Here is a 10,986-nt window from a genome sequence, read left to right on the forward strand (position 1 = left end):
GATCTTGCAACCGCCGGCCGGTAAGCTCCGATCCGAGACAGGCAGAGCTATGCAGATCGATCTCCAAACCCTCTGGTACTTGACGGTCGGGACGCTGCTGGTGTCGGCTTCGCTGCTGCTCTGGGAACGGCAGGCCCATCCGGCGCGCGCCGGTCTCCTCGGAATCCTGGCCGCGGGGCTGTTCGCCTTCGTCCTCGGCTGCCTCGTCGCGATGAACCGCAGCCGCTTCCCCGTTGCCCTCGGCATGGGGGCGACCAACCTCCTGATGGTGACGGGCTACCTCCTGGTCCTCAACGCCGCGGCGGGTTTCGACGGCCGGCGGCATGTCCGGGCATCCGTCGCGGCGCTGGGCGTCCTGGCCCTCGTCTGGGCGGTCGCCGGCACGCAGTTCCCGACCGCCTTCTGGAACCACGTCTCGGCCCTGCCCATCGCGCTGGCCTGCGGGCTGACGGCCTGGATTCTCCTGCGCGGCCGCACGGTGCGGGGCCTGCGGTCCCGGCCGGTCGCGGCGGCGATCTCGGCCGTCCACGCCGTGTTCTACCTCGGCCGGGCCTTCGTCGCCCCCCTCCTGGTGCAGCGCTACGGGCCGGACATGCTCGCCGTCGTCGCGAAGGCGACGATGTACGAGGCGGTCCTCTACTCGGTGGCGATGCCGATGTCCTTCCTGGCCCTGGTCCGCGAGGAGGAGAAGCGGCACCTCCTGCGCCTGTCGCACACCGACCAGCTGACGGGGCTCGCGAACCGTCACGCCTTCTTCGCGCAGGGCGCCCGGATGCTCGCCGGCCGCCCCGTCTCGCTCCTCGCCTTCGACCTCGACCACTTCAAGGCGATCAACGACCGCTACGGCCATCCGGCCGGCGACGCGATCCTGAAGCTGTTCGCCGAGACCGCCCGCGACGGGGCGGGACCCGACGCGCTCCTGGTTCGGCTGGGGGGCGAGGAATTCGCCGCGCTCCTGCCCGGATGCGACCGCCAGCAGGCGCTCAGCCGCGGCACCGCGATCGCGAGCCGGTTCGCCGCCGCGGCCGCGCGGGCGGACGGCCCCGGAATCCCCGCCACGGTCAGCATCGGCCTCGCCGCCCCGGACGGCCGCGACCTCGCCGAACTGCTCGCGAGCGCCGACGGCGCACTCTACCGGGCGAAGCTCCTCGGCCGGAACCGCATCGAGGCCGCAGCGCCCCGCGGCTGGGCCGCCGCGGCCTAGGTGCCCACCTCGCCCGCGCCGAGCGGACACGGCGATCCGTGCCGGCACGCCGCCCAACGAGACGGCTCCGGCACTCCGAGGATCGGTGAGTGTCCGATCCTTCTCATGGCATCGGCGTGACACACTTATCAGCGGGCGCCGCGTTCGATACCGCCGTCCGGACCGGCCCGAGGGACCAGGGGCCTGCGAAGACTCGGTGAGAAGTCCTGTCGGGCGCTTCCCTGCGAATGGAGCCACCATGCGTGCTTGTGACTTCTCGAGGTTCCGCTCCATCGGAAGACAAAGCCCGATCATCGGGATCGTGGCCCTGAGTCTTTTATGCACGAATATCCCGATCGCGAATTCGGGCGAACCGGCCGACGCGCAGGCGGGAATCGTCGCGATCCCGGCCGATGATTTTCTGAATTCGCTCGGGATCTGCATCCATCACGCGCAGGGCGTCGACGCGCAATCCTATGTCGCGCCCTTGAAGTATCTCGGCGTGCGAAACATTCGAGACGATTTCGGCAAGCCGCAAGGTTACGTCTACCTGAATAAACAAACCGGCGTGAAAGCCAATCTGATCGCGAGTTCGAAGGACCTGGGCGTCACGATCGAGAGCCTGCGATACATCGCTCGCGACGATGCGCTGCTCTCAGTCGAGGGGCCGAACGAGCCGAACAACTTCCCGATAACCTACAAGGGAGAGACGGGCGGGGGCTTTCAAAGGCTGTTCGGGAAGCCGGCGGATTGGACGGCCGTGGCGCGCTTCCAGAGGGATCTCTACAATGCGGTCAAGAGCGACCCTCTGCTGGCGAAATATCCGGTCTTCAATGTTTCGGAGGTCGGCGCTCAGAGTCCGAATCTCGGCCTGCAGTACCTGGAGATCCCGCAAGGCGCGGAGACGGTCTTTCCCGCGGGCACGAGATTTGCCGATTACCTGAATGTCCACAATTACGTGGCCGGGACCCAGAAGCGATACGTCGACAATCAGGCCTGGAACGCCGCCGATCCGCTGGCGAATGCAGGCTGGGATGGCCTCTTCGGGAACCACGGCAAGTTGTGGGGACACGGCTATCGCGGCTACGGCGACGCGGAATTGCCTCACGTTCCGAAGGTCACGACCGAAACGGGCTGGGACTCGCATTCGGACTTCGGAGGGGAAAAGGTCCAGGGAACGGTGCTCCTGAACACCTATCTTGCTCAATACAAGCGAGGCTGGAAATACACCTTCCTATACATGCTCAGGGATGGGGAGGGCGGGGCAGGAAACCAGGGGGTCTACAATTCGGATTCCAGTCCAAAGCTCGCCGCGCATTACATACACAATTTCACGTCCATTCTATCCGACAACGAAGCGATCAAGACGCCGCGCAGGTTCCGGTATCGGATCGAAAACGCATCCGGTACGACCCATGATCTCCTCCTGCAGGGAAAGCCGAACGCGTTTTTCCTGGTCGTCTGGGGTGAGCGCACGTCCGGCGGAGAGGATGTTGAGATCAGAATGCCCTCCAAGGTGAGATCGGTGAGGATCTATGACCCGACGCTCGGGGCCGACCCCATCGAGACGGCGGGTGAAACCGACCATCTGAAGCTATGGCTCACGGATCACCCGATCATCGTCAAGTTCGTCGCCGACGCGTCCTAGGGCCGGTCGGCGCAGTCCCGAGCCGTCACCCCCGCGCCAGCCGGTCCTGCAGGAACGCCCGGATCCGATCTTCGGCCCGGCGCGATTCCGGCAGGCCCAGCAGCGGGTAGACGTGCATCAGGCCGGGCTCCTCGCGGTAGGCGAGGGGGGCCTCCTCGGCCCGGGCCAGGGCGGCGAGGCGGCGGGCATCGGCCACCAGGATGTCGTGGGTGCCGCAGAAGAGTTCGATCGGCGGCAGGCCCCGCAGGGTGCCGAAGAGGGGGCTCACCCGCTCGTCCGTGGGGTCCCGGTCGCCCGCGTACCAGCGCCCGAGGGTCCGCACGCCCGGGCGCATCAGCATCACGTCCAGGGGCTCGATCCGGGCCTGGGACGGGTCGGAGGTGGTGACGTCGAGCCAGGGCGAGATCAGGACGAGGCCGGCGGGGCCGGGCGGATCGGCCTGTCCGGCCCCGTCGCGGAGCTGCATCGCCAGGGACAGGGCGAGGCCGCCCCCGGCGGAATCGCCCATCAGGACGATCGGCGCCGCGGGATCGGCCTCCGCGCAGGCCCGGTAGAGCGCCAGCGCGAAGGCACAGATGTCGGCGCAGGCATGCTCCGGCGTCAGTGGGTAGAGCGGTACCGTGACGGTGAGGCCGGTGGCGGCGACCAGCCGGGCGATGAAGCGCCAGTGGATGCGGGTGATCGGGCTCGTATAGGCGCCCCCGTGCAGGTAGATCACGCGGCCCGCCCGGGCGCCCGTGCGCGGCGCGAGACGGTAGACCTCGAAGCCGTCGCGGATCTCCCAGGTCACCGCCAGGGTCCGGCGCATGGCGGGCGTCGGCCGGGCCGGGCGCGGGCGCCCGGCCACCGCCGCCTCGGGGTCGCGGTCCGCCTCGGCGAGGCCGCGCCGGCGCCCGCTGAGGCGGATCGCCAGGCCGAGGAGGCGCGCGGGCAGGCTGGTCACAGCCGGGCCGCGATGTGGTCGCCCACCCGCAGGGCGTTGGCGATGATCGTCAGCGTCGGGTTCACGGCCCCGATCGAGGGGAAGAAGCTCGCATCGGTGACGTAGAGGTTGTCGATGCCGTGCGCGCGGCAATCGAGGTCGAGCACCGAGGTCGCCGGGTCCTCGCCGAAGCGCAGGGTGCCGGCCTGGTGCGCCGTGCCGCCGATCGGCGTGTCCTTGCCCAGATAGAGCGAGCGGTCGAACAGGTGCGGGTGCACGTCGAGCTTGCCGCAGAGGTCGCGCAGCTTCTGTTTCAGGCGGGCATGCCCCTCCATGTTGCTCTCGGTGAGGTCGAGGCGGACCCGGCCGCCCTCGTAGAAGATCCGGTTCTCCGGCCGGGGCAGATCCTCAGAGGTCAGCCAGAAGTCGAGGGAATGCTTCGCGATCCAGTCGAAGGGCTTTTCGGGAAACCATTGCAGGAAGCCCGGCAGGCCCTCGCCGTGGATCTGGGTGCCGTCGGACTTGCCGACCATCTGGATGTGGCCCAGCGGAAAGTCCCAGTCGTCCGCGCCGAAGTAGAAGTCGTTCAGCCCGAGGGTCTTCTGGAACTTCGTCGGGTTCGGGGTGCGCGAGACGGCGAGCACGGTGGCGTTGTTGTGGCGCATGTAGTTGCGCCCGACCTGGCCCGAGGCGTTGGCGAGACCCTGCGGGTGCGCGTCGTTGGCCGAGCGCAGCATCAGCAGCGCCGAGGAGAGGGCGCCGCAGGCCACCACGACGATGTCGCCCGTCACCGTGCGGCGCTGCCCGTCGCGGACGAGCTCGACCCCGGTGATCGCGCGCCCGCTCGGGCCGGTCAGGAGGCGCTCCACGTAGGCGCCGGTCCAGAGGGTGAGGTTCGGGTGCCGGGCCAGGGCCGGGTCGACGCAGACGATCTGCGCATCGGCCTTGCCGTTGGTCAGGCAGGGATAGCCGTCGAAGGCGTCGCAGCGGATGCAGGCCGAGTGCGGCAGGGCCTTTCCGTCGCGCTCGTCGAGCAGCACCCCCACCGGCAGGTGGAAGGGCCGGTGTCCCTCGCGCTTGAGCCCGTCGAAGAGCTCCTGGATGCGCGGCTCGTGGGAGACCGGCGGGTAGGCGTAGGGCTTGGCCGCCGGCGGCTCGGTGGGGTCTTCCCCGCGCAGGCCGTGCACGTGGTAGAGTTCCTCCGCCGCCTGGTAGTAGGGCGCGAAGGTGTCGTACTTCACCGGCCATTCCGGCGCGTCGCCGTCGGGGTGGCGCACCACGTCGAAGTCGCGTGTCCGCAGGCGCAGCAGCACCGAGCCGTAGACCTTGCTGTTGCCGCCCACGTAGTAGTGCAGGCCCGGGTGGAACGTGCGCCCGTCGGCGCCGTACCAGGTCTCGGGCGCCTGGTAGCGCGCATCCACGAACACGGCCTGGCTGTCCCAGTTCTCGCGCTCGCGCGGCAGGTAGCCGCCGCGCTCCAGCAGCAGCACGCGCTTGCCGGTCTGCGCCAGGCGCCAGGCCATGGTGCCGCCGCCCGGCCCCGAGCCCACGATGACCACGTCGTAATGCTCTTCGCTCATGGGGGTCCTTCGCGGGTCCTTCGAGAGTCCGTGCCGCGGCCCGGGCGGGCCACGGATGCCAGCGCCGTGCCGGCCGCCCGGCGGCGGCGCGCGCCGCCGCGAGGCATCCGACGCTTCGAACGTTTGAACCGGCGCGCGGGTGCCGCGTTCAACCGCCGATGGCATCACGTTCGCTTGGGGGAGCCGGCGCTCGGGGCCGGCCTCCGCTCCGGGCGCCGTCACCGTCGCGGGGGCGCTCCCGGCGTCTCCGGGGCCGCCCCTCGCGCCCGTCTCAGGTCTGGACCGCTCCGTGCTCACCCTCAGCCTCGTCGTCGCCTTCGCGGTCCGGCTCCTCCTGGTGCTGCTGTTCCTGCCCTTCAGCGCCCTGGACAAGATCCTGAACTTCCGGGGCGCCGTGGGGCAGGCGCGCGAGCGGGTCGCCAGTGCCGGGCTCGCCCGGGGGCTCATCCTCGCCGGGCTCTTCGTCGAGGTGGTGATGTCGGTCGGCATCCTCACCGGCATCGCCGACCGGGCCGCCGCCTTCGTGCTCGCCGGCTATTGCGGCGTCACCGCCCTCCTGTGGAAGCAGTTCTGGCGCCCGGGCGATTTCTGGGCCGGCGGCGACAGCGAGGGCCGGGGCCTGTTCTGGGATTTCCTGAAGAACTTCGCCCTGGCCGGCGGGTTTCTGCTCATCACCTTCGGCACCGGGGCCGACACCGTGCGGCTCTTCCTCGACGACCCGCTGGCCTCGTCGCAGCCCTACCGCACCACCCCCGTCTCCGAGCCCGCCCGGGCGATTCCGTGAGAGATTTCATGCCTGACGAGACCGCCCCCGAGAAACCGCGCGTGCCCTACTGGCACCTCTGGACCGATTCCGAGGGCGTCAGCCACCAGACCCGCTGCGCGCTGACCGACTTCGACATGAAGTCGATGCAGCCGCCGGCCGACCCGCAATGGCAGGGCACCAAGACCCATGACGGCGCCACCGTGATGGTCACGGTGCAGCCGGTGGGCTGGACCGGGGCCTGGCACGAGAACCCGAAGCCCCAATGGATCATCCCGCTCTCGGGCCGTTGGTTCGTCGAATCCATGGACGGCACCCGCGTCGAGATGGGACCTGGCGAGATCTCCTTCGGGGAGGACCAGAACACCCGCGAGCGGGACGGGCGCCAGGGGCACCTCTCCGGCACCGTCGGGCCCGAGCCCGCCGTGCTGATGGTGGTGCAGTTCGATTCGCCGCCGACCGTCGCCACCCCGTGCCGGTTCCGCTAGGGTCATGGCGGGCTTCGAGATCGTCGATCCGCGCTTTGCCGGGTACCTGCTCGGCAATGCCGAACTCGAGGAGATCGCCACCGGCTTCCGCTGGATCGAGGGGCCGGTCTGGTTCGGGGATGCCGATTGCCTCCTGTTCCAGGACCTGCCCCGCGACCGCACCATGCGCTGGAGCGAGGCCGAAGGGCTGTCGGTCTACCGGGCGCCCTCGCACTTCGCCAACGGCCAGACCCGCGACCGCCAGGGCCGGCTGATCGCCTGCTCGCACCGGAACCGCTGCCTGTATCGGACCGAATACGACGGCGCCGTCACCACCCTGGTCACCCACCATGCGGGGCGCCGCCTCAACGCCCCGAACGACGTGGTGGTGGCCTCCGACGGCGGGATCTGGTTCACCGATCCGGTCTACGGCATCGCCAACGACTACGAGGGCGGACGCCAGGTCTCGGAGCAGCCGCCGGCGCTCTACCGCCTGGATCCGGGCTCGGGCGCGATCCGCGCCATGGCCACCGATTTCGACGGGCCGAACGGTCTCGCCTTCTCCCCCGACGAGCGAAGGCTCTACGTCGCCGAGACCGGCGACCAGAGCCGGCCGAACCCGCGCCAGTTCATCCGCGCCTTCGATGTCGGGCCGGACTTGGCCCTCTCGGGCGGCGGGGTCTTCCACACCGTCGCGCCGGGCTATTGCGACGGGATGCGGGTCGACGAGGACGGCAACGTCTGGAGCAGCGCCGCCGACGGCGTCCACTGCATCGACCCGTCCGGCAACCTGATGGGCAAGATCTTCGTGCCCCACCGGGTCTCGAACCTCGCCTTCGGCGGCCGGATGAAGAACCGCCTGTTCATCGGCGGCTCGCACACCCTCTACGCGATCTTCCTCAACCGGCGCGGCGCGCAGACCCCATGACGGATGGCGCGAGGCCGGACATCGGAGCCGGAACGCTGTGCCTGGACCGGATCCGCCTCGTCAGCGCCGATCCTGAAATACTGGCGCGGTATTTCACGGCGGCGCTCGGGTTTTCCCGCGTGACCTCGACACGACCCCTGGTCGACCGGCGAACCACTTTTGGCGAGTCCGTGGTGTCCCTCAGCCTCGGCGCACAGCACGTCGACCTCGTCGGATTCGACCGGCCGGGCCGGCCCTATCCCGACGACGTGCCGGGCTGGAGCCCCCTGTTCCAGCACGTCGCCATCGTGGTCTCGGACATGGCGGCCGCGTTCGCACGCCTGTCGGCGACGCCGGGATGGCGCCCGATCTCGACGGCCGGACCGGAGCGCCTGCCCGCAGCCTCGGGCGGGGTGAGCGCCTTCAAGTTCCGCGACCCCGAGGGGCATCCCCTTGAATTCCTTGAGTTTCCTCTTGGTGGCATACCCGAGGCCTGGCGCCGGGCGGGGCCGGATCCCTGCCTCGGCATCGACCACTCGGCCCTCTCGGTGGCGGACACCGCCGCGAGCCTCGCCTTCTACGAAGCCCTCGGCTTCACGATGGGGGCACGCTCCACCAATGTCGGTCCCGAGCAGGCCCGGCTCGATCGCGTGCCCGACCCGCACGTCACCGTGACCGGCCTGCACCCGCCGGGGGCACCGACGCCGCACGTCGAACTCCTTGACTATGCAGGGGATTTTCCCCGAGACGGCCAGGCCTGCGGCGACCACGACATCGCCGCCACCGTCCTGGTCTTCGCCGGCGCCGGTGGAGCCCCCCGCCAGATCCGCGACCCGGATGGCCACCGGCTGCGGCTGACCTGAGACCCGGCTCCGGACCGGCGCGCCCGCCGGTCCGGTTGGCTGGACAGCAGACGCGACGCTCCTCGGAAGCGCCATTCTCGTCGCTCTCGGCCGGGCTGCGCTGACGCCGTCGCGTGCCCGCTAGCCGGTTGAGGGTACGTCCTGCGCCGCGATCCAGGTCAGCGCCTCGGCCAGATCGACGAAGGGCGCCGGCCGCGGCGACCCGAGCCTGCCGAAACCCACCTCCAGGAACCAGCATCCGGCCTCCGCCCCATGGTCCGATGAGAGCCGGACCAGGATCGCGACGAGGATCCCTTCGGCCAGCACCAGCCGGCCTTCCTCGTCCCTGCTCTCGGTCCGGATCCGGACGGGCTGGAGGCTCAGGGTCATGGCACGGCGGGCCTCTTCTGATGCAGATAGGCCGGGTCGAACTCCGCGCGGTTCGTCAGCGCGTCCCAGTCGTGGATGACGAGGCGCTGACCCTGGAGCGTCAGCAGGCCCTGCCCGCGCAGTTCCTGCAGCACGCGGTTGACGTGGACGTTCGAGACGCCGATCGCGTCGGCGATGTCGCCCTGCGTCAGGGCCATCTCACAGGTGAAGTCCCGCGCCAGCCCCACGGCGTGGAGCTTCAGGTAGATTTCGCAGAACAGGTGCGTGATCCGGCCGAGGGTCGAGCGCCGGCCGATATTGGTCATCCATTCCCGGAAGATCGCGGCATCCACCAGGGTATCGCGCCAGAGGGCGGCCGTGATGCCGGGATGCGTGCGGGTGAGTTCGAGCAGCGCCTCATGCGGAATGAAGGCCAGGGTGCAGGCCGTCAGGGTGCTGAGGCTGTGGTCCATCACCGGCAGATGGAGGCTCTGCAGGTCGGGGATGTCGCCCGGGATGTGCACCGACAGGATCTGGCGCTTGCCCTCGTCCAGGAGCTTGTAGCGGAAGGTCCAGCCATCCAGCAGGAGGCAGCACTGCTTGGGATGGTCACCATCGCGCACGATGTCTTGGTGCGCGCCGAGCTGTCGGCGCGTCACCGGCAAGCCTTCGATCGCCCGACGCTCCGCGTCGGAGACCGTGATGATCGTCTCCAACTTCCGAATGAGCATGCTGAGATCGGCGCCAGCGGTGAGGCTCATTGCGAAGATGCCTTTCTTGGGCGGGTCTGATGACGGCGAGTTCGACCGTTCAAGGTTAAACCTCGGACCGTCCAACGCGGGCAGGGATGGCGCATCGGAACCCGATGGATCGATCAGGCTGTACCGTCGTCACCTTGTAGCATGAAGACCGATGTGGAGGCGCCAACTTTGGCCATCGCCGTCGGTAAGGCGGTCGGATCGGTGGCGCTACGGGGAGTCAATGCCCGAATACGCCTGCATTACGCCTTTGTCCCGGTTCCGGGGAGATGCAGGCGATCAACGCCGATCGCCTGATGGCTGCGGCGGATGCCGCGTCCCCTCTCCGCACCCATCTGCCTCGGTTCGTCCAAATTCAGATCATGCAAATCGGGCAAACCGCCTGCGGGCACGCGACACTGCCTCGGCACGGACGGATCAGGGCGCTGGATCGCGAGGCCCTGGAGGCCCTCGCCGCCAGCAGCGACGGCCTGCCCGAGGCCGAGTATGACCGTCTGATTCCGTCTGGCCCCAATCCGGAGCGCAGCACGGGAGTCCGACGGATGCCGTCGCACCAGCTTCCGGCAACAGGGCAGGGCCGGGCGGTTGCAGCTGTTGAGACCTGAGCCGCCCGGCCCCTATCGGAGCGCTGACCTTGGGAAGGAGGCACTTCGATCGGGGAATGGAAGATCCGCGCGCGAGTACGGGATCTCCCGAAGTCATCCGAGATGTTGGCATCGGGGCTGCGAGATTCAACCGCTCTTGAGGCCTGGCCATGACAGGGCGCTGGTGCATGGCGGAATTCAGTCTTCGCCGAAGCCGCAGGCTGCGTTCCTGGATCCATCGATGATCTTCGCATCAAATCCGACGTGTTGGTACCGAGCATCGATGTAGATGGACCGGATGATGGAGAAGGTGAGGTGTATGCCGTTCGGAGACGTTGCCGTACCGCGGCTCGATCCGGGAGCGTCCTATCGCGAGAAATGGCTGTAGACTTGGTCGACCACGGCACCGTACAACCATTCCAATGACGGAGCCGCCTCCGCGGAGATCTGGCGGAGCACGGCTCACGACTGGGCGAAACGGCAGGAAACGCATGATCCGGTTGAACCTGAACGGCACCGTCCGCGAGGTCGAGGCCGAACCTGACACCCCGCTTCTCTGGGTCATCCGTGAGCAGGCCGGCCTGACCGGCACGAAGTACGGCTGCGGCATCGCCCAGTGCGGCGCCTGCACGGTGCATATCGACGGCACGGCGGTGCGCTCCTGTTCGATGCCGGTGTCCAGCGTGGCACCGGACCAGAAGATCGTGACGATCGAGGGCCTGTCGAAGGATCGCTCGCACCCGGTGCAGAAGGCCTGGGCCGAACTCGATGTACCGCAATGCGGCTTCTGCCAATCCGGGATGATCATGGCGTCGGCGGCGCTGCTGGCCCAGAACCCGCACCCCAGCGAGGCGCAGATCCGCTCCGAGATCACCAATATCTGCCGCTGCGGCACCTACAGCCGCGTCCTGGCCGGTATCAAGCTCGCCGCCGATGGCGGCCAGGCCGGTTGAGGAGAGAGCC

Annotated in this window: 12 protein-coding genes; 8 read left to right on the top strand and 4 right to left on the bottom strand. The window is 68.9% G+C overall.

Going from position 1 to position 10,986, the window contains the following annotated elements:
* The first annotated feature begins 49 nt into the window (after positions 1–49).
* Together AC0IWM_RS01205 and AC0IWM_RS01210 are read left to right on the top strand one after the other, a co-directional pair.
* A complete protein-coding gene (locus AC0IWM_RS01205) occupies positions 50–1,204 on the top strand; it encodes a GGDEF domain-containing protein (protein ID WP_471752696.1) in 1,155 nt (384 codons plus the stop codon).
* 238 nt (positions 1,205–1,442) lie between these two features.
* A complete protein-coding gene (locus AC0IWM_RS01210) occupies positions 1,443–2,831 on the top strand; it encodes a glycosyl hydrolase (protein ID WP_471752697.1) in 1,389 nt (462 codons plus the stop codon).
* A 25-nt stretch (positions 2,832–2,856) separates the two neighbouring features.
* Here the strand turns inward: AC0IWM_RS01210 and AC0IWM_RS01215 are convergent, their stop codons facing one another.
* Positions 2,857–3,774: an alpha/beta hydrolase fold domain-containing protein gene (locus tag AC0IWM_RS01215; protein ID WP_471752698.1), complete on the bottom strand. Its 918-nt coding sequence runs from the start codon at positions 3,772–3,774 to the stop codon at positions 2,857–2,859.
* Complete coding sequence (locus AC0IWM_RS01220; RefSeq protein ID WP_471752699.1) at positions 3,771–5,333, bottom strand: GMC family oxidoreductase; 1,563 nt, start codon at positions 5,331–5,333, stop codon at positions 3,771–3,773. The genes AC0IWM_RS01215 and AC0IWM_RS01220 overlap by 4 nt, the downstream gene beginning before the upstream one ends.
* Positions 5,334–5,622: 289 nt before the next feature.
* On the opposite strand from AC0IWM_RS01220, the gene AC0IWM_RS01225 reads away from it, so the two are divergent.
* From AC0IWM_RS01225 to AC0IWM_RS01240, 4 genes are read left to right on the top strand one after another with little or no spacing between them, the layout of a single operon-like run.
* Complete coding sequence (locus AC0IWM_RS01225) at positions 5,623–6,117, top strand: DoxX family membrane protein (RefSeq protein WP_471752700.1); 495 nt, start codon at positions 5,623–5,625, stop codon at positions 6,115–6,117.
* A gap of 8 nt (positions 6,118–6,125) precedes the next feature.
* Positions 6,126–6,584, top strand: a complete 459-nt coding sequence (locus AC0IWM_RS01230) for a cupin domain-containing protein (RefSeq protein ID WP_471752701.1) — start codon at positions 6,126–6,128, stop codon at positions 6,582–6,584.
* Between the two features lie 4 nt (positions 6,585–6,588).
* On the top strand, positions 6,589–7,491 hold the full coding sequence (locus tag AC0IWM_RS01235) for an SMP-30/gluconolactonase/LRE family protein (protein WP_471752702.1): 903 nt from the start codon (positions 6,589–6,591) through the stop codon (positions 7,489–7,491).
* The gene (locus AC0IWM_RS01240; protein ID WP_471752703.1) at positions 7,488–8,333 is read left to right on the top strand and encodes a VOC family protein; all 846 of its coding nucleotides are present in this window, start codon (positions 7,488–7,490) and stop codon (positions 8,331–8,333) included. The genes AC0IWM_RS01235 and AC0IWM_RS01240 overlap by 4 nt, the downstream gene beginning before the upstream one ends.
* 120 nt (positions 8,334–8,453) lie before the next feature.
* Here AC0IWM_RS01240 and AC0IWM_RS01245 read toward each other — a convergent pair whose 3' ends face one another.
* Both AC0IWM_RS01245 and AC0IWM_RS01250 read right to left on the bottom strand, forming a co-directional pair.
* Complete coding sequence (locus tag AC0IWM_RS01245) at positions 8,454–8,702, bottom strand: hypothetical protein (protein WP_471752704.1); 249 nt, start codon at positions 8,700–8,702, stop codon at positions 8,454–8,456.
* On the bottom strand, positions 8,699–9,412 hold the full coding sequence (locus tag AC0IWM_RS01250) for a Crp/Fnr family transcriptional regulator (RefSeq protein WP_243214531.1): 714 nt from the start codon (positions 9,410–9,412) through the stop codon (positions 8,699–8,701). Before AC0IWM_RS01250 ends, AC0IWM_RS01245 begins: the two co-directional genes overlap by 4 nt.
* A gap of 296 nt (positions 9,413–9,708) precedes the next feature.
* On the opposite strand from AC0IWM_RS01250, the gene AC0IWM_RS01255 reads away from it, so the two are divergent.
* Entirely contained in the window at positions 9,709–10,044 is a 336-nt protein-coding gene (locus AC0IWM_RS01255) for a hypothetical protein (protein WP_471752705.1), read from the top strand.
* Between the two features lie 470 nt (positions 10,045–10,514).
* Positions 10,515–10,976 carry a (2Fe-2S)-binding protein gene (locus tag AC0IWM_RS01260; protein ID WP_471752706.1) on the top strand — a complete coding sequence of 154 codons (462 nt, stop codon included), beginning with the start codon at positions 10,515–10,517 and terminating at the stop codon, positions 10,974–10,976.
* Positions 10,977–10,986: the final 10 nt, after the last annotated feature.

Source organism: Methylobacterium sp. AC433, from assembly GCF_979253015.1.